Annotated in this window: 19 protein-coding genes; 8 read left to right on the top strand and 11 right to left on the bottom strand. The window is 59.9% G+C overall.

The annotated features are described in order from the left end of the window. Positions 1–2: 2 nt before the first annotated feature. Together H8B15_RS10155 and H8B15_RS10150 are read right to left on the bottom strand one after the other, a co-directional pair. Positions 3–833, bottom strand: a complete 831-nt coding sequence (locus tag H8B15_RS10155; protein ID WP_187319575.1) for an amidohydrolase family protein — start codon at positions 831–833, stop codon at positions 3–5. After that, positions 820–1,677, bottom strand: coding sequence for a fumarylacetoacetate hydrolase family protein (locus H8B15_RS10150; RefSeq protein ID WP_187319574.1), 858 nt, complete (start codon positions 1,675–1,677; stop codon positions 820–822). Before H8B15_RS10150 ends, H8B15_RS10155 begins: the two co-directional genes overlap by 14 nt. A gap of 270 nt (positions 1,678–1,947) precedes the next feature. Between H8B15_RS10150 and H8B15_RS10145 the strand changes: the two genes are divergently transcribed. Then, entirely contained in the window at positions 1,948–2,457 is a 510-nt protein-coding gene (locus H8B15_RS10145) for a DinB family protein (RefSeq protein ID WP_187319573.1), read from the top strand. Between the two features lie 181 nt (positions 2,458–2,638). Here the strand turns inward: H8B15_RS10145 and H8B15_RS10140 are convergent, their stop codons facing one another. Together H8B15_RS10140 and H8B15_RS10135 are read right to left on the bottom strand one after the other, a co-directional pair. Further along, positions 2,639–4,288 carry an amidohydrolase gene (locus H8B15_RS10140; protein WP_187319572.1) on the bottom strand — a complete coding sequence of 550 codons (1,650 nt, stop codon included), beginning with the start codon at positions 4,286–4,288 and terminating at the stop codon, positions 2,639–2,641. Between the two features lie 214 nt (positions 4,289–4,502). After that, complete coding sequence (locus H8B15_RS10135) at positions 4,503–5,276, bottom strand: AMP nucleosidase (protein WP_187319571.1); 774 nt, start codon at positions 5,274–5,276, stop codon at positions 4,503–4,505. Positions 5,277–5,601: 325 nt separating this feature from the next. Between H8B15_RS10135 and H8B15_RS10130 the strand changes: the two genes are divergently transcribed. Next, positions 5,602–6,054 (top strand): type I restriction enzyme HsdR N-terminal domain-containing protein, encoded by a 453-nt coding sequence (locus H8B15_RS10130; RefSeq protein WP_187319570.1) that lies wholly within the window; start codon positions 5,602–5,604, stop codon positions 6,052–6,054. A 59-nt stretch (positions 6,055–6,113) separates the two neighbouring features. Here the strand turns inward: H8B15_RS10130 and H8B15_RS10125 are convergent, their stop codons facing one another. After that, the gene (locus tag H8B15_RS10125; protein ID WP_187319569.1) at positions 6,114–6,605 is read right to left on the bottom strand and encodes a hypothetical protein; all 492 of its coding nucleotides are present in this window, start codon (positions 6,603–6,605) and stop codon (positions 6,114–6,116) included. 591 nt (positions 6,606–7,196) lie between these two features. On the opposite strand from H8B15_RS10125, the gene H8B15_RS10120 reads away from it, so the two are divergent. Together H8B15_RS10120 and H8B15_RS10115 are read left to right on the top strand one after the other, a co-directional pair. After that, a complete protein-coding gene (locus H8B15_RS10120) occupies positions 7,197–8,525 on the top strand; it encodes a DNA/RNA non-specific endonuclease (RefSeq protein WP_246455381.1) in 1,329 nt (442 codons plus the stop codon). A 42-nt stretch (positions 8,526–8,567) separates the two neighbouring features. After that, the gene (locus H8B15_RS10115; RefSeq protein ID WP_187319568.1) at positions 8,568–13,364 is read left to right on the top strand and encodes a cellulose binding domain-containing protein; all 4,797 of its coding nucleotides are present in this window, start codon (positions 8,568–8,570) and stop codon (positions 13,362–13,364) included. A gap of 351 nt (positions 13,365–13,715) precedes the next feature. Here the strand turns inward: H8B15_RS10115 and H8B15_RS10110 are convergent, their stop codons facing one another. The 4 genes from H8B15_RS10110 to H8B15_RS10095 all read right to left on the bottom strand — a co-directional run bounded on the left by H8B15_RS10110 (position 13,716) and on the right by H8B15_RS10095 (position 18,509). Continuing rightward, complete coding sequence (locus H8B15_RS10110) at positions 13,716–15,626, bottom strand: LTA synthase family protein (RefSeq protein WP_187319567.1); 1,911 nt, start codon at positions 15,624–15,626, stop codon at positions 13,716–13,718. A gap of 9 nt (positions 15,627–15,635) precedes the next feature. Continuing rightward, complete coding sequence (locus tag H8B15_RS10105; RefSeq protein ID WP_187319566.1) at positions 15,636–16,241, bottom strand: SMI1/KNR4 family protein; 606 nt, start codon at positions 16,239–16,241, stop codon at positions 15,636–15,638. 180 nt (positions 16,242–16,421) lie between these two features. Then, on the bottom strand, positions 16,422–17,552 hold the full coding sequence (gene ald, locus H8B15_RS10100; RefSeq protein ID WP_187319565.1) for an alanine dehydrogenase: 1,131 nt from the start codon (positions 17,550–17,552) through the stop codon (positions 16,422–16,424). A gap of 171 nt (positions 17,553–17,723) precedes the next feature. Further along, positions 17,724–18,509: a DUF1573 domain-containing protein gene (locus tag H8B15_RS10095; protein WP_187319564.1), complete on the bottom strand. Its 786-nt coding sequence runs from the start codon at positions 18,507–18,509 to the stop codon at positions 17,724–17,726. A gap of 237 nt (positions 18,510–18,746) precedes the next feature. Between H8B15_RS10095 and H8B15_RS10090 the strand changes: the two genes are divergently transcribed. Further along, entirely contained in the window at positions 18,747–21,167 is a 2,421-nt protein-coding gene (locus H8B15_RS10090) for an alpha-ketoacid dehydrogenase subunit alpha/beta (RefSeq protein WP_187319563.1), read from the top strand. A gap of 157 nt (positions 21,168–21,324) precedes the next feature. Here the strand turns inward: H8B15_RS10090 and H8B15_RS10085 are convergent, their stop codons facing one another. Beyond that, positions 21,325–21,861, bottom strand: a complete 537-nt coding sequence (locus tag H8B15_RS10085) for a hypothetical protein (RefSeq protein ID WP_187319562.1) — start codon at positions 21,859–21,861, stop codon at positions 21,325–21,327. A 111-nt stretch (positions 21,862–21,972) separates the two neighbouring features. Here H8B15_RS10085 and H8B15_RS10080 point away from each other — a divergent pair, with 111 nt between their 5' ends. Further along, positions 21,973–22,974 carry an acyl-CoA synthetase family protein gene (locus H8B15_RS10080; protein ID WP_187319561.1) on the top strand — a complete coding sequence of 334 codons (1,002 nt, stop codon included), beginning with the start codon at positions 21,973–21,975 and terminating at the stop codon, positions 22,972–22,974. Between the two features lie 150 nt (positions 22,975–23,124). On the opposite strand, the gene H8B15_RS10075 is transcribed toward H8B15_RS10080, so the two are convergent. Further along, the gene (locus H8B15_RS10075) at positions 23,125–24,282 is read right to left on the bottom strand and encodes a sigma-54-dependent transcriptional regulator (protein WP_187319560.1); all 1,158 of its coding nucleotides are present in this window, start codon (positions 24,280–24,282) and stop codon (positions 23,125–23,127) included. A gap of 230 nt (positions 24,283–24,512) precedes the next feature. Between H8B15_RS10075 and H8B15_RS10070 the strand changes: the two genes are divergently transcribed. Both H8B15_RS10070 and H8B15_RS10065 read left to right on the top strand, forming a co-directional pair. Further along, positions 24,513–25,874: a PQQ-dependent sugar dehydrogenase gene (locus tag H8B15_RS10070; protein WP_343069148.1), complete on the top strand. Its 1,362-nt coding sequence runs from the start codon at positions 24,513–24,515 to the stop codon at positions 25,872–25,874. Continuing rightward, positions 25,874–26,317 (top strand): c-type cytochrome, encoded by a 444-nt coding sequence (locus H8B15_RS10065; RefSeq protein WP_187319559.1) that lies wholly within the window; start codon positions 25,874–25,876, stop codon positions 26,315–26,317. Before H8B15_RS10070 ends, H8B15_RS10065 begins: the two co-directional genes overlap by 1 nt. The last annotated feature ends 47 nt before the right edge of the window (positions 26,318–26,364 follow it).

Raw genomic sequence — 26,364 nt, 5'->3', positions numbered from 1 at the left:
TTTCAAAGTCGGTAAAAATCACCAGCATTTTCTCCCCAAAACCGGGCTTGCTCGGCGCCCGAAAACGCGCGGAGGTAGTCTTCCACCAACTCCACCATGCGGGCGTAGCCCCCGGCCACGTTGCACACCGGCCAATCGGAGCCAAACAAAAGCCGCTGGGGCCCAAAGGTTTCAAACACCATATCGAGGTAGGGCCGGAAATCCTGGGGCTGCCAGCGCTGCCAGTCGGCCTCCGTCACCATGCCCGACACCTTGCAGAGCACGTTTTCGTGCGCGGCCAGCGCCCGGATGTCCTGCGCCCAGGGCTCCAGCTCGCCGGCCTTGATGAGGGGCTTGGCGAGGTGGTCGACCACGAAGGGCTGGGTAGGGAAGGCCGCAGCCAGCTCGGCGGCGTAGCCGAGCTGGTCGGGCAAAATCAGCAAATCGTAGGTGAAGCCCGCGGCAAACAATGCCGCCAGCCCGCGCCGAAATGCGGGTTGCAGCATCAGGGCGCGGTCGGCCTCGCCCTGTAGCACGTGCCGGAAGCCTTTCAGCTTCTTGAACTGCGCGTAGTGGGCCAGCCGCTCGGCTACGTTGTCAACCTGCAAATCCACCCAGCCCACCACGCCTTTTATAAAAGCGTGCTCGTCGGCCAGCGTCAGCAGCCAGTCGGTTTCGGCCTCGCTCTGGCTGGCCTGCACGGCCACGCAGCCGTCCAGGTTGTGCTGCTGGAGCAGCGGGGCGAGGTCGGCGGGAAGGAAGTCGCGCCGGATGGCGGCCATGTCGGGCGTTATCCAGGCGTCGCGCACGGCGTCGAAGTGCCAGAAATGCTGGTGGGCGTCAATTCTGGCCATACGCTTTCACCTGCTGGCGGGCGGTGCCCAGGCCGTCGATACCTAGCTCCACCACGTCGCCGGGCTTCAGGTACACGGGCGGGTTGAAGCCCAGCCCTACCCCGGCCGGCGTGCCGGTGGAGATGATGTCGCCGGGCAGCAGGGTCATGAACTGGCTGAGGTAGGAAATCAGGAAGGGAATCTTGAAAATGAGGTTGGCCGTGGTGCCGTCCTGCATCATTTTGCCATTCACCGACAGCCACAAACGCAGGTTGTCCACGTCGCCTACCTCGTCGGGGGTAGCCAGAAACGGCCCTACCGGCGCGAAGGTGTCGCAGCCTTTGCCCTTGTCCCAGGTGCCGCTGCGCTCCAGCTGGAACTCCCTCTCTGATACGTCGTTGTGCAGGGCGTAGCCGGCAATGTAGTCGGCCGCATCGGCTTCTTCTACGTAGGAGGCGCGCTTGCCAATCACCACGGCCAGCTCCACTTCCCAGTCGGTTTTCACCGAGTTTCGGGGGATAATGATGTCGTCGTGCGGGCCGATGTAGGAGGTGGTCGACTTCATGAACAGCACCGGCTCGGGCGGGGGCGTGGCGCCGGTTTCCTTGGCGTGGTCGGCGTAGTTGAGGCCGATGCACAGGATTTTGGACGGCCGAGCCACCGGCGGCCCCAGCCGCTCACCGTCGGCGAGGGGCGTGAGCTGGCCTTCGTGGGCCTGTATAAACTCGGCTAGGCGCTGCAAGCCATTGTTGGCAAAGAACGCCTCGTTGTAGTCCTCGCCAAAAGCCGATACATCGTACTTCTGTTCGTTGAGAATTATGCCGGGTTTTTCGTGGCCGGGCTGGCCGTGGCGGATCAGTTTCATGTAAGCAGGAAATGAAAGAATAGAGCGTTTCGGCCCGCATACTATCAAAAAAATGGCAAGTGCGCGCTCGTGCTGACTTCTGAGCCGACAAGCTACACGCCGCGGCGGCGCCTACCCTCCTGCGCCGTCCTGTCTGTGAAAAGTATGCTACCCTGCCGAAAACGGCCGTGCCGACTGCTTGGCGGAATATTGCCGGTTGTCGTGCCTCACCCCGTAATTTTTTGCGAGTTTTGGGCTTCTTATGCGGTTTTCACCTTCACCCATATCCCCATGCATACCTCTTCCATTCAGCAAAACATTCTGAGCGAGCTGGACCACGAGCTGGCCAGCACCCGCCGCGTACTGGAGCGCGTGCCCCACGCCCAGGCTGATTACCGCCCGCACCCCAAGAGCATGACGCTCTGGCAGCTGGCTACGCACGTGGTCAACCTGCTGGCGTTCAAGCAGCTATTCGTGCAGCACGCCTCCCGCGACTTTCTCGACCCCAACGGCCCCAAGCCCGGCCCCACGCCTACCAGCCAAGAAGAGCTGCTGGCCCGCTTCGACGAGTACAGCGCTACCCTGCGCCAGGCCCTACACGCCACCAACGACGAACAGCTAACCGAAAACTTCCGCCTGCACCGCGGCGAACATACTATTTTTGAATCGCCCAAAGCCACGGCCATCCGCCTCATGGGCCTCAACCACAGCATCCACCACCGCGGCCAACTCACCGTGTACCTGCGCCTGCTCGATATTCCAGTGCCCGGCCTCTATGGCCCCAGCGCGGACGAGAATTAAGAGTTAAGAATTAAAAATGCCGATGATGGCGCGGGGCTGTGCCCCGTGTCTACTATTCGCAGGCCTCTGGCCTGCTGTCGTCTGCGCCGCCAGGAACGCTTGGGTGCGTCGTGCAGACGGGCAGGCCAGAGGCCTGCGAATAGTAGACACGGGGCACAGCCCCGCGCCATCATCGGCATTCTTACTTTTTAATTGAAAACACTTTTTCCCCCGCAATCCAGGTTTGCTGCACTTTGGCGCCGCGGAGCTTATCGTTGGGGGCGGTCAGCAAATCGGTGTTTAGGATTACAAAATCGGCGGCCATGCCGGGCTTGATCTGGCCTTTCTGCTTGTCCTCGAAGGCAGCGTGGGCGGCCCAGGTGGTCATGCCGCGCAGGGCGTCGGGGCGGCTGAGGGCGTTGTTCATCTGGAAGCCGCCGGCGGGGTAGTTCTTGGCATCTTGCCGGGCCACGGCCGCGTGGAATCCATAGAGCGGGTTGATGTCCTCCACTGGAAAGTCGCTGCCCAGGGCCACCTGGCCGTATTGCTGCAGCAAGTCCTGGTAGGCGTAGGCAGTTTCGAGGCGCTGCTGGCCCAGCCGCTCGCCGGCCCAGTACATATCGGAGGTGGCGTGGGTAGGCTGAATGGATGGCACAATGTGGTACTGCCCAAACTTCGGAATATCAGCCTGGCTCACCACTTGCGCGTGCTCGATGCGCCAGCGCCGGTCGGTTTGGCCTTGCAAGGCGGCGCCATAGATGTCCAGCAGCAAGCGGTTGCTGGAGTCGCCGATGGCGTGGGTGTTCATCTGAAACTTGGTGGCCGCCAGCTCGTTGGCTAGGTCGCGGTAGTACTCGGGGTGCTGGAGGAGGAAGCCGGTTTCCTCGGGATGGTCGGTGTAGGGCGCCAGCAGACTGGCCCCGCGCGAGCCCAGCGCCCCATCAGCATACACCTTAAAGGAACAAATGGTCATCCGATCCTTGAAAATGGGGCCTTTGGGAAGGTAGTAGGCCTTGTTTTCGGGGGTAGGGTTGAGCATGGCGTAGAGGCGCAGCTTCAGCTTGCCCACGCGTTGCAGGATGGTCATGCGCTCAATGTCGGCGCGGTCCAGGCCAGCGTCGGCGAGGCTGGTAAGGCCCACGGCCACGCAGTTTTCCTGGGCCTGCAAGAGTGCTTTTTCGGCTTCGGTTGAAGTCGGCTCTGGCACTCTGGCCGACACCAGCTTCACGGCATTATCTACCAGCAGGCCCGTGAGCTTGCCCTGCCGGTCGCGCCCAATCACGCCGCCGCTGATGGGCGTGTTGGGCGTGATGCCGGCCAGGTCCAGCGCCGCCTGGTTGGCCAGGGCGGCGTGCCCATCTACGCGGGTGATGAACACGGGCGTGCTGGGAAACAGCGCGTCCAGGGTGTCTTTGGTCGGGAATTGCTGGCGGGGCCAGTCGTTCTGGTCCCAGCCGCGGCCCACCAGCCAGGTGGCATCGGGCTGCTGCTGGTGGTGCTCGGTGAGGCGCTCCACCACCGCGGGCCACGACTCGGTGCCTACCAGATCGGCCGAGCGCAGGCCCAGGGCGTAGCGGTAGAAGTGGCAGTGCGCATCGTAAAAACCGGGGTAGACGAACTGGCCGTCGGCATCCATTTCCTCTTTGGCCTGATACTTCGCCCGTAGTGCATCGGCTTGGCCCACCGCCACAAATTTGCCGTTACGCACCACAAACGCCTGCGCTTTGCTGAATGCCGAATCTACGGTATACACCGTGGCATTGTACACCAGTAAATCGGCCTGTTGGCGGTTGGTAGAATGGCAGCCCAGAAACGGCAGCAGGAACAGAAGCGGTAGTAGGCGTCGGATCATCGGTAGTGGGGACAAATGGAGCCGAAAGGTACAACGCTATGGTAGATTTGCCCCAGCATCCCAGGGCTGAAGCCCTGGGCTATGCAGCGAAAAGCCGTACCTAGCCACTCCGTAGCCCAGGGCTTCAGCCCTGGGGCGCTGGGTAGCTGAAAATACCAGCCAACAAAAAAGCCCTGCCGGGTAGGGCAGGGCCGAAAACGCCATCAGCGGGGGGCTACTCGAAGCGCATGTGCTTCACCGATTCGCCGGAGTTGCGCAGCTCCAGCAGCGACTCGATACCGATTTGTAGGTGCGTGGTCACGAAGTCGGCGGTTACTTTCTTGTCGCTTTCCGAGGTTTTCACGCCGTCGGGCGTCATGGGGTTGTCGCTCACCAGCAGCAGCGCGCCGTGCGGAATCTCGTTCACGAAGCCCACCGTGAAGATGGTAGCCGTTTCCATATCCACGGCCATGGCCCGGATCTGGCGCAGATAGTCCTTAAAGGCCGTGTCGTGCTCCCACACACGGCGGTTGGTGGTATATACGGTGCCGGTCCAGTAGTCTTTCTCGTACTTCTTGATCATCGACGACACCGCGCGCTGCAACCGGAAGGAGGGTAGGGCGGGAATCTCGGCGGGCAGGTAATCATCGGAGGTACCTTCGCCGCGGATAGCCGCGATAGGTAAGATCAGGTCGCCGAGCTTGGTCTTGCTTTTCAGGCCGCCGCACTTGCCCAGAAAGAGCGCCGCCTTGGGCTTCACGGCCGAGAGTAGATCCATCACAGTAGCTGCCATGGGCGAGCCCATCCCGAAGTTGATGATGGTGATGCCGTCGGCAGTGGCCGTTTGCATGGGTTTGTCGAGGCCCTGTACTTCTACCCCAAACTGCTCGGCAAACATGTGCACGTAGTTCAGGAAGTTGGTGAGCAGGATGTACTGGCCAAAATCTTTCAGGAGTACGCCCGTGTAGCGGGGTAGCCAGTTTTCTACAATGTCAGCTTTTGTTTTCATGTAGTTTATATGGTTAGATTGTTGATTGTCAAATGGTTGATTTTCTGGTTCGTCATGCTGAGCTTGTCGAAGCATCTCGCGTGCTGATGTTGAGTACTATCTTTCATCAGCACGCGAGATGCTTCGACAAGCTCAGCATGACGTTCTTGTAGCCTCAAATTTTAGGTGTGGCAAAGTCATTGGCTGTGAAAACAACCATTCATCCATATAGCCATACAACCATGTATCCGGGTACAAAAAAACCGTCGGTCCCTGAAAAGTCAGGATACGACGGCACGGAGCGAAAAAGCGGGAACCGAAGTTCTGGGCCGTACCTTTGGAGGTGATGCAAGCCTTAAACCTGCCGCCTTTCGACTACAAAGTTACAAATTCGGGCGGAAATATCCTAATCTGGGACGTGCTACGCCGCAAGCACGTCGTGCTCACGCCCGAGGAGTGGGTGCGCCAGCACGTGGTGCACTACCTCACCGGCCACCTGGGCTACCCGCTGGGGCTGCTGTCCCTGGAGCGCGGCCACGCCTACAACCAGCGCCGCAAGCGCACCGACCTCTGCGCCTACGACGCCCACGGCCGGCCGCTGTTATTAGTAGAGTGCAAAGCGCCCACGGTGCCCATCACGGCGGCCGTGGCCATGCAGGCGGCCACCTACAACCAAACCATCGGGGCGCCGCTGCTGCTGCTCACCAACGGCCTGGAGCACTACTGCTGGCGCGTCGATTTTGAGCAGCGCACCAACGAGCGGCTGAGCGAGGTGCCCCCCTACGTGGCGGCGGGGTAGGGCCAGCGCTTGGCAGATATAGTGGAGCGAAGCAGCTTCCGGAAAAACGTGGAGTGACTTCAGCCAGCAACGGAATGCAGGGGAATAAACTGCCCAACCGCTTGCGCAAGATGCTCAGGCTGTTGCGTGCCAATTAAGATTTTTTCGCCGTTCTTTTTGTGCAGTAGCAAGCCGGTATTGCCTTTCGCGTTGTATACTGTGCCGTAGGTAGGGGAAGCTTTGATGCCGTAGCCTACAAATCCGTAGCGGATGATTTCCGCCTCCCGAACGTCGGCCCAGGTTATTTGCGTGCTCATGAGTGGAGCATAGCGTAAATAAACGCCTTGTGCATTAATGGTTGTAGAGAGGGTAAGGGAGCGGAAAAAAAACACGATGGCCAGGGGGAAAATGGCGGAAATCAGCAGCCCGGTATCCGACATAGGATGGTTGCCGAAAGGGTGGTCCAAAATAATTTGCTGCGTAATACCCCACACCCAAATTCCTACCACCCCAGCCAGTAAGAGCCACAGCCACCACTGGGTCATTTTCTGCGTTTCGTTGAACTCCATCATGGCGTATAAAAGCTACGTTAGACTGTATTCTAAGATATTGTATTGCTCTGATTAATACAGCCTCTGTAGCAAATAGTTAGCCCAGCCAGCGTGTCCGCACAGCCGGGCGGCGCAAACGCCGGAAGTAACTCCTGTATCAAAAAGTTGGTGGGCGACGCAAAGAGGATGGAACTCGCAGGCTAGCAGCTTTTTCTGGGAGAACGAGAAAATAGAGCAGGAATATCTGCGTCGGGTAGACCAGGATAATGAAGAATGCAATTTCGCTTCTCAAACCAAGGCCGAGGCATGGGAGAGAATGATAATTCAGTTGCGTGGTAATAAAAAGAGTACATAGTTACTCCTTATTATATTAACGTAATGCACAATATGAAATTTAGTAGTGTGCTACCCAATGCATGCACGTTAGCGGACTACTGATGATGAGCTGCTAATTAATAAGCTGTATAAATATTATTATATTAATAACGGTTTGTATATAATTTCAAGATTTAACAATTTAGTGATAATAGGATCCTATTCAGCGTCGTAGCTTTGTGCGTTGTTTTGCGCCCCTGCTGGTAGGGGGCTGTTTTGGACCCTTTTATCTACTTCATGCTAACACCTTTACGCTTGGGTAGCCGCACCGCATGGCTGCTTTGCCTGTCCTACTTTGCCCTTTCGGTACCGCGCGTGCTGGGGCAAACTGCGCCCACGGGCGGCACGCAGGAAACCTTCGATACGGGCACGAAACCCACCTACCCGGCCGGCGAAGTCACCTTCCCCTCGGGCACCTGGCTGCTCACCGATGCCGTAACGGGCACCTCCGAAGCCGACCACAAAAACGGTGCGCAGGCCGTGCGCTTGCAACAGGCGGGGCGCCTCACCATGGAGTTCTTCCTGCCCAACGGGGCCGCCACCGTCACGGTGCAGCACGCCCTCTACGGCACCGATGCCAGCAGCAGCTGGGAACTGTGGGCGCAGCCCCAAACCGCCTGCAACTGCGATAAGTGGACCAAGGTAGGCGCCACGGTATTCACTACCAGCAGCACCTTGCAGGCGGCGGCTTTCACGGTGAATATTCCGGGCGCGGTGAAGTTTGAGATTCGCAAGACCTCGGGCGGGGCGGCGCGGCTGAACATCGACGATTTCGCGGTGACGCCGTTTGGCGTTGCGGCGCCGTCGGAAGACAATGCGCACCTGGCGCTGGGCAACCCCAGCGGCGCCACCGCCGACCCCAGCTACCCCAACAACTATCTGCTCGACAAGCCGCAGTACGCCGTGTCGTACAGCCGCGACCGGGGTACGCCCAACTGGGTGAGCTGGCACCTCGACGCCTCAGACCGGGGTAGCGTGGGCCGCCAAGACAATTTTCGCAACGACACCAGCCTGCCCGACGGTTGGTACCAGGTGCAGTCAACCAGCTACACCGGCTCGGGCTTCGACCGGGGCCACAACTGCCCCTCGGCCGACCGCACCTCCACCCGCGAGAACAACTCGGCTACGTTCCTGATGACGAATATGATTCCGCAGGCGCCCAACAACAACCAGAAAACCTGGGCCAACCTGGAAAACTACACGCGCACGTTTTTGCCTGATAACGAGGTGTATATCATCTGCGGTAGCTATGGGGTAGGCGGTACGGGCAGCAACGGCGGCGTGACCACCACCATCGACCAGGGCCGCGTGACGGTGCCCAACCGCGTGTGGAAGGTGATTGTGATTTTGCCGGTAGGCAACAACGACGTGGCCCGCATCACGGCCGGCACCCGCATCATTGCCATCGATACGCCCAATACCAACTCCATCAGCGAGCAGTGGGGCGACTACCGCACCTCCGTGGATGCCATTGAGGCCGCTACGGGGCTGGATCTGCTTTCGGCCCTACCCCTGGAAGTGCAGGCCGTGGTGGAAGCGAAAGTAGACAACGGCCCCACCAACTAATCCCTGATTTCTCACGGTTTGTCGCGGCACGGCCGCTTTTCTATGGATACACGTTTTACTTTTTCCACTTTCCGGCGACCTGCGCAGCACCTGCTGGGGCGCCTCCGCACGCTGGTGGCCGCTACGGCGCTGGGCGGTCTGGCCCTGCCGGCACAGGCCCAGCTGCCCCTCAGCAACACCGCTACCACGGTCGATTTCAACAACCTGGGCACCACGGCGGCCGGGGTGCTGCCGGCTGGCTTCACATTCTCGGCCGAAGCTGCGCCTACCTACACCAGCGTCAACAATTACACTGCTTTCTCGCAGGCCGCCAACGGCAACAACTTTACCACGGGCGGTACCTACAACTTCGGGGCGGCGGCCTCCTCGCCCGACCGCGCCATTGGTTTTCTGGCCAGCGGTACCTACACGGTGCCCCGGCACGTGCTGCTGGCTGTGCAAAACACGTCTGGCGCCACCATGCAAGATCTGGGGGTAGAGTTTGCGGTGGAAAAATACCGCACCAACACCCGTGCCTTTGAGTGGCAGTTTTTTGTGAGTACCGACGGCGTGAACTGGCAAGCGCAACCCGCCGCCACGGTGAGCCTGCCGGCCGGCACCAACGCCTATCACTACCCACCTGTTTCGGAAACCAAGCAGCTGACGCTCACGGGCCTCAACCTGCCCGCTGATGCCACTTACTACCTGCGCTGGACTTACCTGGGGGTAGGGGGCAGCTCCAACGCCCAAGGCATTGGGCTGGATGACCTGGTGCTGACGCCTACCCTGGCCGGCGGCACCACGCCTACCCCGACGCCCATGGCCAGCATCAGCACCACGCCTTCGGCCTACGACGGGTCTTATTGCCTGACTGCCAACACCGGCAGCGCCGCGTTTGCGGTGGACTTTACGGCCACGGGTACGTTTAGCGGTCCGTTTAAGGCGCAGCTGTCGAATGCCAGCGGCGTATTCCCCACGAATACCACCGCTAACATCATCGGCACGGGCACCAGCTCGCCTATTTCGGCAACGCTGCCGGCTGGCACGCCCAGCGGCACCGGCTACCGTATCCGGGTGGTGAGCGACGCGCCCGCTACCCTCGGCACCGACAACGGCACCAACCTGACCGTAACCCTGGCCCCGGCTACCAACGCCGTGACCGTGACGCCCGCGGGCAGCCAGACGCTGTCGACTAATGGCACGGGTAACTTGCTGACGGCCACGGCCGCCGCGCCCTCTACCTTCAACTGGTTGTATGGCACCAGCACGGCCGGCCCGTTCACGCTCCTGGGCGATGTCACCACGAACACCTACCGTGTGAGTGGTGCTGATTTCCCCGGCGCGGGCACCTACTACGTAGTGGCCCAGGCCACCACCGACTGCGGCGACGTAACCGGCACCAGCGCCCCCATCACCATCACTCTGACGGCTCCGCAGCCACAGCTCACTGTTTCAACTACTACCCTCGCTGACTTCGGCAGCGTGGTAGCGGGTGGCGCTTCGGCAGGCCAGTCGTTTACGGTGAGCGGCAGTGGCCTCACGAATCCCATTCTGCTCACGCCCCCGGCGGGCGTGGAGATTCGCACGGGTAGCAATCCATTTGCCTGCTGCACCATTTCGCTGGCGCCCACGGGCGGCACCGTGGGTAGCACTACGGTGGATGTACGCTTTGCGCCTGGGGCTGCACAAGCGTATCAGGTCTCCATTCCCGTTACCAGCAACGGCCAGCCAGCCCAGGCCGTAGCCGTGAGCGGCACTGGCACGGCGCCCGTGTATCCGGCCACGCTGAGCACCACGGCCGTATCGGCCATTGCCACCACCAGCGCCACCACCGGCGGCACCATCGCCACCGATGGCGGCAGCCCTGTAACGGCCCGCGGCGTGGTGTGGGGTACGGAAACAAATCCTACCCTGGGCACCAACCGCACGGTAGACAGCACCGAGGCCAGCACCTTCGCCAGCGTGCTGCGCGACCTGCTGCCCGGTACCACGTACTACGTGCGCGCCTACGCCACCACGGCTGTGAGCACGGCCTATGGGCAGGAATTCGCCTTCACCACCGCCGCCGTGGCGCTTGCTGCCGAGCCCACCACCCAGCCTACCCTCGCGGCTACGCAAATAACCAGCACCTCGGTGGTGCTGCGCCTGACGGGTGGCGACGGGGCCAAGCGCCTAGTGCTGGTGCGTCAGGGTGGCGCTGTGGATGCGCTGCCCGTCGATGCCACCACCTACACCGCCAACGCAGCCTTTGGGCAGGGTAGCCAGGTAGGCACCCGCAACTACGTAGTGTACAGCGGCAGTGCCGACAGCGTGCTGGTAACGGGCCTGCGTCCGGCTACGTCGTACTCGTTTGCCGCCGTAGCGTTCAACGATGACAACACGCGCTTCGCTGAAAACTACCTCACCACCGCCCCCGCTACCCTGGAGCAGGCCACGCTGGCCGCTCCGGCGCAGCTGCTGCTGGTAGAAAACTTCGAATATCCCGCCGATACGCTGCTGACTGCCACCAACAACTGGACGGCCCACAGCGGCGCGGGCTCCCGCGCCCTCACCGTGGTAACGCCCAGCCTGAGCTACCCCGGCTACGACGCCAGCAACATCGGCAACGCCACGGCCCTAACCGGCAGCGGCGAGGATGTGAACCGGCCGTTTGCGCCGGTATATGCCCGCACGCCGGTGTACGCGTCGTTTTTGGTGAACGTGAGCAGCGCCACTACCACCGGCGACTACTTCCTGCACCTGGGCCCCTCTAACCTGGGCTCTACCTTCCGGCCACGGGTGTTTGTGCGCCGGACGGGTACGGGCAAGCTGCAATTCGGCATCAGCGGCAGTGGTGCGGCTACCTATACCGCTACCGAGTATGAGTTGAACACCACCTATCAATTGGTAGTGAAATACGTGTTCGACGAAAGCGGCAACGTGAGCCAGCTGTTCATCAACCCGGCCGCTGCTGCCGAGCCTGCTACGGCCAACGTGAGCGTGAGCGAAGCCGGCACCACGTCGCCGTCTGATATTGGGACGCTGGCTATTCGCCAGGGCTCCAGCTCCCCGGCGTTGGTACTCGATGGCATCCGGATAGGCACCACCTACCGCACCGTGCAAACCGGCCTCACCTGCGAAACGCCCCAGCCAACCTTCACGGCTACCACCGCTTGTGCTGGCACGGCCACGGCTTTCACCAACAACTCTACGGTAGTAGAGGCCAACGCCACCTTTGCCTGGGATGTGGATGGCGACGGCAAAACTGACTATACCACCAGAGGCAATTTCACGCACACCTACGCCGCAGCCGGCACCTACCAGGCCACCCTGACGATTACGCAGGGCACATGCACCAACACCTACACGCAGGCTGTAACGGTGAATGCTCCGCCCGTAGTAACCGTGCCTACCCTAGCACCGGTCACGGCCGCATATGGGCAGACTGGCGCTTCGGTAGCATTTGAGGCTATGGCCACGGGTAGCCCGGCTCCGACGCTTACTTATAGTATCGTACGCAACGGTACCGCAACGCCCATCACCTCACCCTACACCTTCCCCGTAGGTACTACCACCGTAACGGCCACGGCCACCAACGGCTGCGCCACGGTAAGCCAGACATTTGCGGTAACGGTGCAAGGTACTGCCGCCAGCCTGAGCGTGCTGCACCAGGATGCTGACCGCCAGCTCACCAACAACACCATCAAGCCCTACCTGCAGTTGCGCAACGAGAGCAGCGCAGCCATTCCCTACCAGCAATTGACGGTGCGCTACTGGCTGACGGCGGAAGACTACGCTATCATGCAAGGTGCCGTAGACTATGCGCAGCTGGGAACGAATAATGTGCAGCTGCGCTACGTGCCGCTCGCGGAGCCGCGTCAGGGCGCGTTTGGCTACATGGAGTACAGCTTCTCGGCTGCGGCGGGCAACCTGGCCGCTGGTGCCAGCTCCGGCCCTATCCAGGCTCGTTTCTACAAGCAGGACTGGACTAGCTTCAATGAAGCCGACGACTATTCCTACGCCAGCAATAACACTTACACCGAGAATGCCCGCATCACGGTGTACCGCAACGGGCAGCTGGTAGGGGGCGTGGAGCCGGCTCTGGTAGCCGCCGTTCGCAGCCTGCGCGTGTACGTGCAGAACACGTCTTCCTCTACCACGTCGAATACCATCAGCACTACCCTGCAACTGCGCAACGAGGGCAATACCCCCGCCGCCTATCAGGACTTAACGGTGCGCTACTGGCTGAGCCCCGAGGGCGCGGCCGCCCTGCTCTCGGCCGTAGACTATGCCCAACTGGGCAACAACAACGTTCGGATTGTAACGGGCCGCTCGGGCACGCAAACCTACGCCGAGGTGCGCTTCAGCGCGGCGCTGGGTACGCTCGGGCCGCTCAGCAGCACGGGCAACATCCAGTACCGTCTCTACAAGCAGGATTGGTCGGCTTTCCAGCAGACCAACGACTACTCCTACCAAGCGAAGGGCAAAGACCTGTTGGAGAATGCCCGCGTAACGGTATACCTGCAAGGCCAACTAGTGTACGGCACCGAGCCGGCTGGTACGCTGTCGGCAGCGGCCACCAGCACCGCGCTGACGTTGAATGACGAGGCCAGCACAAGCGCCGCCGTTGCGCTACGCAGCTACCCCAACCCCTTCTCTGACCGCACCACGCTGTCCTTCGTGCTGGAGCAGGAGCAAGCCTACACGCTGACTATCTATGACGCCAGCGGCCGCCTGGTGCAGCAGCTGCCCACCGGCACTGCCGCCGCCGGACAACTGGTGCAACTGACCTGGCAGCCCACCGGCCTACCCGCCGGCGTGTACCTGGCCCGCCTGACCACCGCCAGCGGCGTGCAGCAAGTGAAGCTGGTGCTTCGCTAAGCTTCGTGTAGCTGCTGTCAGCTACAAACAAGAGCCCCCACCCGCGCAAGCAGGTGGGGGCTCTTGTTTGTGTTGGGTATAAACTGATGATAGAGTCGCCTGCCGGTCCGACGCCGTATGCGTCCGACCGGTTGCCGCCTGCTGACGTCCGCGCCGCCAGGGGTAGGGCAGGCATCAGCACGAAGCTCGGGCAACCTCAGCACGCGGTAACTGGTCGGACGCCTACGGCGTCAGACCGGCACACGACAGAATACTTCTAGCAAAAAGAACAAAATCGTCAGGCTCCCCCTCTCCCCGAGGAGAGGGGGCTGGGGGGTGAGGTCAACCGACAGAACGACCGAATAAGCACCGCTACTTATACAACGTATTATCCACCAACCCATTCACGTAAAACTGTACGCACGCTTTCAACTCATTCCCATACTGCCGCAACTTCTGCGGGTCGGGATTAGCGAGGGGCGCGGCCGGGATGAAGTGCGTGCGGTAGGGGTAGAGACGTACCTGGTTGTCGGCCGTTAGCTCCGTCACGAAATCAGCATGGACCAAAAAGTAGCTGCCGCCGCTCAGGAACATGGCGCGGCCGGTGGTGCCCTGGTCGAATACGGAGTACCCGAAGGGTAGGAGCGGGGCGCTGGCGCCGCGGTGCAGGTAGTCGAGCACGGTGGCAGGCACGTCGGCTTGCTGCGTGATGCGGTGCGTGTCGGCCGGGGGTAGGGCGTGGCCGGGGTGGAAGAGCAATAGCGGCGTTTTGTAGGCCCCCAGCGTGTTCTGGTAGCCCGGCCGGTCCGATTGAGACGTGTGGTCAGCCAGCAGTACAAACAGCGTGTTGCGGTACCACGGCTGCCGGGCGGCCGTTTCAAAGAATTGCCGCAGGGCAAAATCGGTGTAGGCGATGGTGCGATGAATGGGCAGGGTGCCTTTCGGAAAACGCTTCTCATAACCGGCCGGCAGTCCAAACGGCTCATGCGAGCTGAGCGTGAACAGCAAGCTGAAAAACGGCTGCCGCTGCTGCCCAAGCTGCCGAGCGAAATACCGGAGGTAGGGCTCGTCAAAGATACCCCAATGACCGTCGAAATCGGGGCTTTGGGTGGCGCCGGGATATTCTTCCAGACCAAGATAGCGCTGCATACCGGCAGCCCCGGCGAAGGTGTTAAAGCCCATGGTGCCGTTTTGCGCACCGTGGTATATGCTGGTACTGTAGCCCTCGTGCGCCAGAATTTCGCCCAGACCGTGCAGCTCATCGGTCTGGAAATTAGAGGTAATAAACGGGCTTTCCAGCAGCGACGGCAGCCCCGCCAGCGTAGCCGGAAGCGCCTCAATAGAGCGCCGCCCGTTGGCATAATGCTCCCGAAAAAACAGACCCTGCGTAGCCAGCGAATCGAAAAATGGCGTGTAGCCGCGGCCATTATTTTCGACCCCTACATACTCCGAAGCAAAGCTTTCCAGCAACAGCACTACCACGTTGTCCGGGCGTGGGGGTAGGGTATGGGCTGGCAACGGGCGAGCTGCCAGCGCCTGCCGCAAAGCGGTATCCGAAGCGAAATACTGCCGGTGGTCGATGCTCTGGTAGCCCAAGCTCTTGATGAAGGTGAAGGTGCTATTGAGCGCCAGGTGACCCAGCACGGCCGGTTGCTGCACAAAGGCCGCGCCGGTGCGCAAGGGCTTCAACTGCAACCCACCTCGGATGCCCAACACCATCAGCCCAACTAGCACCACCAGCTGCGCCGCCCAGCGGCCGTAGCGCGCGGCGGGACGACGGGTGCGCCACTGGCGCTGTTCGTCCTGCACGCTGCGCTGGGTAGGCATGGGATACAACCACCACAGAAAGGCGAGCAACGCCAGCAGCGGCAGCAGCAGATACCAGTATTGCCCCACCAGCTGCCCTGCCTGCCGGCGCACGTCGTCGCCGATGGTCGTCAGTTCATTGGAAGTGCGTCGGCCAATAAACTTAAAATACTCAGTATCAATAATGTTAAGCGCAATGCCTAGCGTGTTCAGCACCACGTGCAACACGCGCAGCAGCCGTTGCCACCCGCGCCCATACGCCGGCACCACCGACAGCACCAGCCACGGCAGGTTCAGCAGCAGCAGCGCCGCCACATCAAACCGGAAGCCGTGCCAAAAGGCCAGCAGCACCTGCCCGGTGCTAGCCTCCTGAAACGTGGCGTGGTTGGCCCAGTAAAAGCCGAGGCGCAGCAGCAAGTACACCGCCAGCAGCAGCGAAAAACGACGCAGCAGCAGCCGAAGCGCGAGCGTAGGCATAGGCAGCGGCTAGTGGTCGGAAGAAGGCGAGATGCGCAGGGCCTGCCCATCAGGGAGGTTGCGAATCTGGCGGTAGAAATCGGCCAGAAAAGCCAGGCGCTCGGCCGTGGGCTGAGGGCGCAGTGTGCGCTGCTGGTTGGGCGCCTCCACGCACTGCGGCGGCTGAATACTCAGCAGCTCACCGGGCCGCAGGTGGCCGCCGCCTTTCAGGTAGGAAATTAGAATTTCCAGCCCCAACGCCTGCTGCGGAAACTTCTCTACCCCTGCAATAAACTTCTCAAAATCGACCTGGAGGTAGGCAATTTCGCCGGTTTCGGCGTCTAGGAACACTACTTCTTCGCCGCGCAGCAAAAACTGGTTGCCGGCGTAGTCCTCGGCAAACGGAATGTCGGTGGGGCGTACTTTCTGATAGCGAGCCGATAAGGCCGCCTCACCTTCCCAGGCGTGGCGTAGCGAGTGCCACTCCGGGGCCTGGCAGCAGCCGCGCAGGTGCAGGCCACCTTGGTAGGCCAGTAGGCCGTTGCACTGCAACAGGTAATTCTGCATCGCCAGAGGTAGGCGAGCAAACGTAGCGGCGTCCGACACCGACTCGCCCTGGTAAATAACTCCCTTCATATTCTTTTGAGCTGTTAGCTAATAGCTTCGGCACACGAGTAAATTATTTAAAAATAGCGCCGACTGATACTGGACAAATTGCTGACAGGCGGCCAAGTCGCGTCTGTCAACGATTCGTCCAGTATCAGTCGGCGCTGCTTCTTACAAAAGAGCTAATAGCCAACAGCTATCAGCTAACAGCTACATAACCGGCATGGGCTTCAGCACCGATTCCACGCTGGCCAGGGGTAGGCCCCAGGCATCGGCTACGCCTTTGTAGACTACCTCGCCGTTCACCACGTTCAGGCCTTTTTGCAGGTCTTCGTTGAGCAGGCAGGCCACGCGCCAGCCCTGGTTGGCCAGTTTCACGGCGTAGGGTAGGGTAGCGTTGGTGAGGGCCAGGGTAGAGGTGTAGGGCACCGCGCCGGGCATGTTGGCTACGCAGTAGTGCACCACGTCGTCAATGATGAAGGTAGGGTCTTCGTGCGTGGTGGGGCGGCAAGTTTCGATGCAGCCACCCTGGTCCACAGCCACGTCCACGAGCACAGTGCCGGGCTTCATGTCCTTCAGCATGTCGCGGGTGATGAGGTGGGGCGCCTTAGCACCCGGAATCAGCACGGCGCCTACAATGAGGTCGGCAGTTTTGATGGCCTCGCGGATGTTGTATTCGTTGGAGTATACCGTCGACACGTTTTTGGGCATGATGTCGTCCAGCTCGCGTAGGCGGTTCAGGCTGATATCCATGAGGGTCACCTGTGCGCCCAGGCCGGCGGCGATTTTCGCGGCCTGCGTGCCCACAATGCCGCCACCCAGCACCAGCACGTGCGCGGGTTTCACGCCGGGCACGCCGCCCAGCAGAATGCCGCGGCCTTTCAGGGGCTTCTCCAGGTACTTGGCGCCTTCCTGCGGGGCCATGCGGCCGGCCACCTCGCTCATCGGAATCAGCAGGGGTAGGGCGCGCGAGGGCAGTTCCACGGTTTCGTAGGCCAGGCACACAGCCTTGCGCTCCAGCATGGCGTGAGTCAGCTCCTCGCTGCTGGCAAAGTGGAAATACGTGAACAGCAGCTGGTTTTCCTTGATCAGGGGGTATTCCTGCTGAATAGGCTCCTTCACCTTGATAATCATATCGGCCGTGGCGTACACGTCCTCAATGGTTGGCAGCATTTCGGCGCCGGCCTGCTGGTACTCGGCATCCTGAAAGCCGCTGCCCAGACCGGCCGTGTTCTGCACATATACCGTATGGCCGTGCTTACGCAGTTCGGCAACGCCGGCGGGCGTCAGACCTACACGGTTTTCGTTGTTTTTAATCTCTTTCGGAACGCCGATTAACATGGCTGAGAAGGAAAAAGTAGAGAAGTTGAAAAAGGAAATGCAAATATACAGCAGTGGTGAAGTTGTGAAGGGTGAAGTTGTGAGTTTGACATTTTGGATGGGTTACCTAAGCGCATAGCACAAAAGCGCAGTCAAAACGTCAAATTCACAATTTCACCCTTCACAACTTCACTACTTAAATGGGACGCTTACGTCGCTTTCTTTCACTAGGCTGGCGGCGTTCAGGCTTTTTACCACCTCAGCTTTTAGGGTCAGTTTCAGGTCGCCGCGTGGGTCGTTGCTGGTGAGGGTGGCCTCGTCAACCATCGCGCCAAGCTTGCGCTGGGTGTAGATGATTTCCAGGGTGCCGCTCTGGCCGGGTTTGATGAGGGTAGGGGGCGTTTTGAACCCAATGCAATAGCAGCCCGATGTGATGCCGCTGAACACCAGATCCTGCTTGCCTGTGTTCTGCACCACAAAGCGCGCCACTGGCTGCTGACCAGCCTCCATGCGCCCGAAGTTGTGTACCGGCTGGGCCGCTACGGCCCGCGGCGCGGCCGCCAGCTCGGCCGGCGTCAGCGACTTGCGGATTTCCTCCTTGTTCAGCACCGTGCCTTTAATGGTGAGCACCGTTGTGGGGGCGGTGGTATTGGCAGTGACGCTGATGGTTTTGTTGAACACACCCGGCCGGCCGGCACTGCTATACATGGCCTTCACCACGCCCATTTTGCCGGGTAAGATGGGCGTGCGCGTCCACTCGGGGGTGGTGCAGCCGCAGCTGGCCTGCACGTTGCCAATCACCAGCGGTTGGTTACCGGTGTTCTTGAATTTGAACTCGTGGGTAGCCACCGTGCCCTCGGGTACCTTACCGAAATCGTGCAATTCTTCCTGAAATGTCATCACGCCCTGGGCATGGGCACCTGTGAGGCCCACAAGGCACAGCAGCAGACTGGCCGCTAAGCGTAAGGAAATCGTCATACGTGCGTAGCAAAAAGGTAGGAAAACAGGAAGAAGTCAACAGCCCGAAATTCTCTCAGAGGTCGTAACTTAAACGGCAGGCCATCAGTTCCGGCAAAGATACGCATTGCCCGCCCTACCCCCGCACGAGGGCAGGCTGCCAACTGCGGCGCGTCCCTGCCCCAGCATTTTCCGTACTTTTGCGTCGCACACGTTCTTCCTCCCGATTCCTACCCGTCTTTCTTTTCTCTGTTCTTTATGTCTACTACCCCTGAAACCGCCGACCTGCTCACCGCTACTGCTTTGCGCCGGGAAGACTTGCTGCACGATTACCGCCTGGGGTGGGAAAGTCGGCATGCCTCGTTGGCCGGGCGCAAGGAAGTATTCATGGGAAAGGCCAAGTTTGGCATTTTCGGGGATGGCAAGGAGTTGCCGCAACTGGCCATGGCCCGCGCTTTCCGGCCCGGCGACTGGCGTGCCGGCTACTACCGCGACCAAACCTTTATGCTGGCTATCGGCGAGCTGACGCTGACGCAGTATTTTGCCCAGCTCTATGCCAACCCTGACGCCGAGGCCGACCCGGCTTCGGCCGGCCGCAGCATGGGCGGGCACTTTGGCACCCGTCTGCTCGATGAGGATGGACAGTTCCGGGACCTGGCCAACAGTAAAAATTCCTCGGCTGATATTTCGCCCACGGCCGGCCAAATGCCGCGCCTGGTGGGACTGGCCTATGCCTCCAAGCTGTTTCGGCAAAACCCAGAGCTGCACCAGTTCACGCAGTTTTCCGATAAGGGCAATGAAGTAGCTTTCGGTACCATCGGCAATGCCAGCACCTCGGAAGGGGTATTCTTCGAGGCCATTAATGCGGCGGGCGTGTTGCAGATTCCCATGCTGGTATCCGTGTGGGACGACCATTACGGTATTTCGGTGCCCGCTGAATATCAGACTACCAAGCAGAGTATTTCGGCTATTCTGGCTGGCTTTCAGCGCGAAGGCGAAGGCCAGGACGGCTTCGAGATTTTCGTGGTGAAAGGCTGGGACTACCCCGCCCTCATTGATACCTACCAGCGCGCCGCCGAGGTGTGCCGCACCCAGCACGTGCCCGTGCTCATCCACGTGACCGAGGTGACGCAGCCGCAGGGCCACAGCACCAGCGGCTCGCACGAGCGATACAAGAGCCAGGAACGCCTGGGTTGGGAAGAAGAGCACGACTGCCTACGCAAAATGCGCGAGTGGCTGCTGGTAGAAGGCCACGCCACCAAAGCCGAGCTGGACCAGCTGGAAAACGAAGCTAAAGAAACTGTGAAGCAGGCGCGCACCGCTTCCTGGAACGCCTTCTTTAACCCCATTAAGCAGGAGCGCGACGAGGTCGTGAAGCTATTGGACGCGCTGCTGCTCGAAACCAACACCGAAAACGAGCTGCGCGAAATGGTGTCGGGGCTGCAATTCAACCCCGCGCCCATTCGGGCCGATATGGTGCGGACGGTGCGCCGGGTACTGCGCCAGGTGCGCGGCCAGCGCAGCGCAGCCCGCCGCGACCTGCTCAACTGGCTGGAGCAAGCCGAGGCCGACAACGCCGACCGCTACAACTCCTATCTGCACAGCCAGAGCGAGCACGCCACCACCAATATTGAAGAAATTTCCGCTGAATTTGCCCGCAACGCCCCGCCTGTCGACGGCCGCGAAGTACTACAAGCATGCTTCGACGCCAATTTCCGCCGTGACCCGACCATCTTCGCTATCGGGGAGGATGTGGGCCGCATCGGCGACGTGAATCAGGCCTTTGCGGGGTTGCAAGCCAAGTTTGGTGAGTTGCGCGTGACGGACACGGGCATTCGGGAATGCACCATTGTAGGGCAGGGCATTGGCGCAGCCCTGCGCGGGCTGCGACCCATTGCCGAGGTACAGTACCTCGACTATCTGCTCTACGCCATCCAGATTCTCTCCGACGACCTCGCCAGCCTGCAATACCGCACCAAAGGCGGGCAAAAAGCCCCATTGATTGTGCGTACGCGTGGGCACCGCTTGGAAGGTATCTGGCACTCCGGTTCGCCTATTCAGATGATTCTAGGCTCTATTCGTGGAATGCAGTTGCTGGTGCCTCGCAACATGACACAGGCGGCTGGTTTCTACAACACCCTGCTGCGCTCCGACGAGCCGGCCCTCGTGATTGAATGCCTGAACGGCTACCGCCTCAAAGAGCAGATTCCGACTAACGTGGGCGAGTTTACCCTACCCCTGGGCGTGCCCGAGGTGCTGCGCGAAGGCTCCGACGTGACGGTGGTAACCTACGGCTCCATGTGCCGCATCGTGCTGGACGCGGCTCAGCAGCTTGCCGAAGTAGGGATTTCGGTGGAGGTAATTGATGTGCAGACGCTGCTACCTTTCGACACCCAGCACAGCATTGCCGATAGCGTGCGCAAGACCAGCCGCGTGGTGTTTGCCGACGAGGACGTGCCTGGCGGTGCTACGTCGTATATGATGCAGCAAGTGCTGGATCAGCAGCAAGCCTACCGCTACCTCGATGCCCAACCGCGCTGCCTCTCGGCCCAGGCACACCGCCCGCCCTACGGCTCCGATGGCGACTACTTCAGCAAGCCCAACGCCGAGGATGTATTTGATACGGTATACGAACTGCTGCACGAAGCAAACCCGAAGCAGTTTCCGGCTATTTATTGAGCTTAGTAAGTGAAAAAGAGAACGTCATGCTGAGCGTAGCGCAGCCGCAGTCGAAGCATCTCGCTCGTGAGTAACTCCTATCGATTGGGATTACCGTTGCACGCGAGATGCTTCGACTGCGGCTACGCCTTCGCTCAGCATGACGTTCTTTTGTTCTTTACTGAATCGTAATCGGATCCGTAGTCACTTCGTTGCTCACGTTCAGGGCACGGTCGGCAATGGAAACCTTGAAACGAATCTGGGAGCCGGCCGGGAAGGTGCCCTGGAAAACTTGAAGACCGAAGCTCAGGTTACCGCGTTTTGGCTCGTTGCGGTCGATAGGAGGGATGCGGGGAAAGCGGCTGTCGTACGGAAACGACAGGTCGTAATCAACAAATGTATTACCACGCAGAATCTGCGGCTGAAAGAAGTAATTGTTGTAAAACTTGTTTGGCTGCCCGTTGCTATTCGTGAGATTATACGGCGCGTTGGTTTCCGAATTGTCCAGACCCAAGTCGCCGTCGCCATCCCGGAAAGATACCGTTACCGTCACCGTATCATAGGTGCCAATATCCGCCACAACACGTTCCGATCGAATGCTTTTAAACTCGATGCTAGGCGTATCGGGGTAGTCGGGGGGGGTGAGGCACGACGACACGCCGGCCCCAGCCAGCAGAAAGGAAGCACCCAGTGCAAGCGTACGAATAGTGAGCATAAGAGGCGGCTAAGAAAATCCGAAAAAGGCGTTTCAGATGGCAACAAGGTACAAATTTCCCAACGAAGCGGGCGCTTGTTTGTTGTACGCTTCTAACCTCAACTGACCCCAATGAGTTTCCGGCAAACCTACCTGCGTGCCCTACCCCAGTTAACGGTGGAGCAGGCAGAAGAAACCGCTCTTGCGCTCTTTCGTTACCAGGCCGCGCACTGCCCGCCCTACGCCGCCTACCTCGCCCAGCTGGGCCGCGACCCGCAGGCTGTGCACCGCCTCACGGATATTCCCTTCCTACCCATCGAGTTCTTTAAAACCCACGACGTGCGCACCGAGCCGCAGGCCTGGGAAGGCCAGGAGCTGTTTCTGAGCAGCGGCACTACCCTGCAACAGCGCAGTCGCCACCAGCTCCGCGACCCGCAGCTCTACCGCGACAACGCCGCCCGCATCTTCGAGCAGTACTATGGCCCGCTTACCAGCTGGACGTTTCTGGCCCTGCTGCCATCTTACCTGGAGCAGGGCAATTCATCATTAGTGGCGATGATTGACGATTTTGCCCGTCGCTCGGGGCAGTCGCAAGAGGCGTTTTTTCTACGCGACCACGCTGCTCTGCTCACTACCTTGGCGGAGGCGAAACGTGACCCGAGTCGCCGCATCATGCTTTTCGGCGTGAGCTACGCCCTGCTGGATCTGGCGGCCGAATACGGCCCGGTGCCCGAGCTGCAAGATCTTACCGTGCTGGAAACCGGCGGCATGAAGGGTAGGCGCCGCGAGATGATTCGGGAGGAGCTGCATCAGGAGCTGCAACAGGCATTCGGTCCGCTCGGCATCCACTCCGAGTATGGCATGACGGAATTGCTGAGCCAAGCCTATAGCTTCGGCGACGGCCGCTTCCATGTGCCTGCCCAGCTGCGCGTGCTCCTGCGCGACCCCAGCGACCCATTCGCCGTCAGCAACGACCGTCCCGACGGCGCCCTCAACGTCATCGACCTAGCCAACGTGGACAGTTGTGCCTTCATCGAAACCAAAGACCTGGCCCGCATGCACCCCGATGGCTCGTTTGAAGTGCTGGGTAGGATGGATAACTCCGACGTGCGTGGGTGTAATCAGATGGCGTAGCTTGGGTGCAAGTTGCCAGAGCTAAAAAGCCACCTGTCATCCTGAGCTTGCGAAGGACCTTATCACGTAAAAACGACTTGTTCTCACGTGATAAGGTCCTTCGCAAGCTCAGGATGACAGGTGGCTTTTTAGTTAGCTAATCAGCAAACCCTACTTTCCCGCAAACGCTTTAGCGTCGCTTTCGGAAATAGTATCGTCGCTCATAATGACGAGGCGTTCTACCACGTTGCGCAGCTCGCGGATGTTGCCGCGCCAGTCGAGGTTTTGCAGGTACTTCATGGCGGCGGGGTCTACCTTTTTGGGCTTATTGCCGTAATCGCCGGCAATGTCGGCCAGGAACTTGGTGATGAGGGCCGGAATGTCCTCGCGCCGGTCGTTGAGCGGCGGCACCTGGATGAGGATAACCGAGAGGCGGTGGTACAAGTCCTCGCGGAAGTTGCGGTCGGCAATTTCCTGCAATAGGTTCTTGTTGGTAGCCGCCAGCACGCGCACGTTTACCGAAATTTCCTTTTCGCCGCCTACCCTGGTAATCTTGTTTTCCTGCAAGGCCCGCAATACTTTGGCCTGCGCCGACAGGCTCATGTCCCCGATTTCGTCCAAAAACAGCGTGCCGCCGTCGGCTTGCTCAAACTTGCCGATGCGCTGCTTTACGGCTGACGTAAACGAGCCTTTTTCGTGGCCGAACAGCTCACTTTCAATGAGTTCTGACGGAATGGCGGCGCAGTTCACTTCAATCATGGGGCCGCTGTTGCGGCCGCTTAGCTCGTGCAGCTGGCGCGCTACCATCTCCTTGCCGGCGCCGTTGGGACCAGTGATGAGCACGCGGGCATCGGTAGGAGCTACCTTTTCGATGGCCTTGCGCACCACCTCCAGGGCCGGCGAGGCGCCTACCATCTGCGAATTCTTGGCGACTTTCTTCTTCAGCGTCTTGGTTTCGGCTACCAATTTGGTGCGGTCCAGGGCGTTGCGCACGGTGATGAGCAGCCGGTTGAGGTCTGGCGGCTTTTGCAGGAAATCGTAGGCGCCTTTCTTGGTGGCATCCACGGCCGTATCGATGTTGCCGTGGGCTGAAATCATGATGAAAGCCGCGTCGGGCGCTACGATTTGGGCGCGCTCCAGCACCTCAATGCCATCCATTTTGGGCATTTTGATGTCGCAGAGCACCACGTCGTACTTATCTTTAATAAGCATATCGAGGCCGGTGGGGCCGTCCTCGGCCTGGTCGACTTTGTAGCTTTCATACTCCAAAATCTCTTTCAGAGTATTCCGAATAGCTTTTTCGTCGTCGATGATGAGAATACGGGGCATGAAATAAATAGAGAAAGCGAGAGGTGCGTAATAGAGCGAAGGTAGCAAAAAGCAACGGGGAGCCACATAGTTGCTCCGCCCACCGGCAACCTAAGCAGGGGAGTAGCTGTTGGCTGGAACTGCTGGATTATATACGAACGTTGGAGCAGACATAGTTTGCATGATACGGGCTGAAATAATGAACAGCTTGCACCTTCAAAACAGCAGCCTGTCAAGGTGTGTTTGTAGCTGTGCAATCCGTACACAGAGCAGGCAAAAGCAACTACCAGCCGCTGCCCACGTTATTTGCCAACATCACCACGCTTTCCTCCATGAAAAACACCCTGACTCGCCTTTTGCTACCCACCGCCGCCGTAGCAGGTAGCCTCGCGCTGTATGCGCTAACCCCCCCAGCGCGGGTAGTGCCCGATGCCGACAACGCCGGCCTGAAGCTGCCCGCTGGCTTCGGCGCGCTGGTAGCCGCCGAAACCGGCGCGCGCGCCCGCCACCTCACCGTGACGCCTCAGGGCGTGGTATACGTGAAGCTGAGTCGGGTGAAAGATGGTAAAGGCATCCTGACATTACACCCAACCAGTACTGGCAAAGCCACCATTGCGGGCGGTTTTGGCGGCTATGGCGGCACGGGCATGTACAACAAAGATGGCTACCTCTATGCCTCATCCGATGAGGACGTATACCGCTACAAGCTCGACAACAAAGGCGAAGTAACGAATCCTACCCAGCCAGAGAAGATTATAACAGGCCTGATTAACCGCAAGCAGCACGAAAGTAAATCGGTGGTGCTTGATAATAGCGGCAACATCTACGTGAACGTGGGCGCCTACTCCAACTCCTGCCAGGAGCGCGACCGGCGCCCTGGCTCCATGGGCATGCCCAATTGCCCCGTGCTGGACTCGGCCGGCGGCATTTGGCAGTTCAAAGCCAACAAACTGAACCAGAAATACGGCGACGGCCTGCGCTACGCCACCGGCCTGCGCAACGTGGTAGGGCTGGACTGGAACCAGCAAGACAATAAGCTGTTTGTGATGCAGCACGGCCGCGACCAGCTGCACACGCTGTTCCCCGATAAGTACACAGAGAAAGAATCGGCGCAGTTCCCGGCGGAGTGTATGTATGCTCTCGACAAGGGCGATAACGCAGGCTGGCCCTACATCTACTACAACCAAGAGGTAAACAAGAAGATGATGGCGCCCGAGTACGGCGGCGACGGCAAGAAAACCGTGGACGATAAGTACATCGACCCGGCGGCGGCCTACCCTGCCCACATGGCGCCCAATGGCCTGCTGTTCTACACGGGTTCCATGTTTCCGGAGAAGTACAAGAACGGTGCGTTCATTGCCTTTCACGGCTCCTGGAACCGGGCTCCTGAGCCTCAAAAAGGCTATTTCGTAGTATTCCAGCCCTTCAAAAACGGTAAGCCCAGCGGCAACTGGGAAGTATTTGCCGACAACTTTGCCGGCTCACCTGAGAAAGCCGCCTCTGGCCGCGCCGACCACCGCCCCTGCGGCCTGGCCCAGGGTCCCGACGGCTCGCTCTACGTCTCCGACGACGTGAAGGGCACCATCTACCGTATCGTCTACAACAAAAAATAATGAAGCATACTTTGTTGATTGCCAGCCTTGTGCTGCTTTCCCTACCTACCCTGGCGCAGAAGAAGCCAGCAACAACTGCCAAAAAGCCCGTCGCGTCAGCCGTTTCAGCAACGGCACTGACTTCGGGCAAGAAAGTCTATACGCAAAACTGCCTGACCTGCCACATGGCCGACGGGGGCGGTGTGCAGAACATGAACCCGCCGCTTAGTAAGACGAGCTACGTGCTGGGCGATAAAACCCGCCTGATTAATGTGCTGCTCAATGGCATGGAAGATCAGGAAATCGATGGCGAATCGTACCAGAACGTGATGCCCGCCCACGATTTCCTAACCGACCAGCAAATAGCCGACGTGCTCACGTACGTACGCAACAGTTTCGGCAACAAAGCCAGCGCCGTGCAGGTAGGGGAGGTGAAAACCGCCCGCGCCGCAAAAAAGAAATAGCCTCTACCCAAACCTTATATATAGGTAGAAGGCACATAAAAAGGCCG

Source organism: Hymenobacter citatus (assembly GCF_014333615.1).
In the GTDB taxonomy this organism is placed as follows: domain Bacteria; phylum Bacteroidota; class Bacteroidia; order Cytophagales; family Hymenobacteraceae; genus Hymenobacter; species Hymenobacter citatus.
The sequence above is the reverse complement of the archived record's forward strand: the minus strand, read 5'-3'. Positions and strand labels throughout refer to the sequence as shown.

What these genes read in the sequence shown, in the direction of transcription:
- H8B15_RS10095 (WP_187319564.1), bottom strand. Translation starts at nt 18,509, where the DNA reads ATGACGATTTCCTTACGCTTAGCGGCCAGTCTGCTGCTGTGCCTTGTG.
- H8B15_RS10115 (WP_187319568.1), top strand. Translation starts at nt 8,568, where the DNA reads ATGGATACACGTTTTACTTTTTCCACTTTCCGGCGACCTGCGCAGCAC.
- H8B15_RS10110 (WP_187319567.1), bottom strand. Translation starts at nt 15,626, where the DNA reads ATGCCTACGCTCGCGCTTCGGCTGCTGCTGCGTCGTTTTTCGCTGCTG.
- H8B15_RS10150 (WP_187319574.1), bottom strand. Translation starts at nt 1,677, where the DNA reads ATGAAACTGATCCGCCACGGCCAGCCCGGCCACGAAAAACCCGGCATA.
- ald (WP_187319565.1), bottom strand. Translation starts at nt 17,552, where the DNA reads ATGTTAATCGGCGTTCCGAAAGAGATTAAAAACAACGAAAACCGTGTA.
- H8B15_RS10125 (WP_187319569.1), bottom strand. Translation starts at nt 6,605, where the DNA reads ATGATGGAGTTCAACGAAACGCAGAAAATGACCCAGTGGTGGCTGTGG.
- H8B15_RS10135 (WP_187319571.1), bottom strand. Translation starts at nt 5,276, where the DNA reads ATGAAAACAAAAGCTGACATTGTAGAAAACTGGCTACCCCGCTACACG.
- H8B15_RS10120 (WP_246455381.1), top strand. Translation starts at nt 7,197, where the DNA reads ATGCTAACACCTTTACGCTTGGGTAGCCGCACCGCATGGCTGCTTTGC.
- H8B15_RS10065 (WP_187319559.1), top strand. Translation starts at nt 25,874, where the DNA reads ATGAAGCATACTTTGTTGATTGCCAGCCTTGTGCTGCTTTCCCTACCT.
- H8B15_RS10085 (WP_187319562.1), bottom strand. Translation starts at nt 21,861, where the DNA reads ATGCTCACTATTCGTACGCTTGCACTGGGTGCTTCCTTTCTGCTGGCT.
- H8B15_RS10105 (WP_187319566.1), bottom strand. Translation starts at nt 16,241, where the DNA reads ATGAAGGGAGTTATTTACCAGGGCGAGTCGGTGTCGGACGCCGCTACG.
- H8B15_RS10145 (WP_187319573.1), top strand. Translation starts at nt 1,948, where the DNA reads ATGCATACCTCTTCCATTCAGCAAAACATTCTGAGCGAGCTGGACCAC.
- H8B15_RS10130 (WP_187319570.1), top strand. Translation starts at nt 5,602, where the DNA reads ATGCAAGCCTTAAACCTGCCGCCTTTCGACTACAAAGTTACAAATTCG.
- H8B15_RS10090 (WP_187319563.1), top strand. Translation starts at nt 18,747, where the DNA reads ATGTCTACTACCCCTGAAACCGCCGACCTGCTCACCGCTACTGCTTTG.
- H8B15_RS10075 (WP_187319560.1), bottom strand. Translation starts at nt 24,282, where the DNA reads ATGCCCCGTATTCTCATCATCGACGACGAAAAAGCTATTCGGAATACT.
- H8B15_RS10080 (WP_187319561.1), top strand. Translation starts at nt 21,973, where the DNA reads ATGAGTTTCCGGCAAACCTACCTGCGTGCCCTACCCCAGTTAACGGTG.
- H8B15_RS10155 (WP_187319575.1), bottom strand. Translation starts at nt 833, where the DNA reads ATGGCCAGAATTGACGCCCACCAGCATTTCTGGCACTTCGACGCCGTG.
- H8B15_RS10140 (WP_187319572.1), bottom strand. Translation starts at nt 4,288, where the DNA reads ATGATCCGACGCCTACTACCGCTTCTGTTCCTGCTGCCGTTTCTGGGC.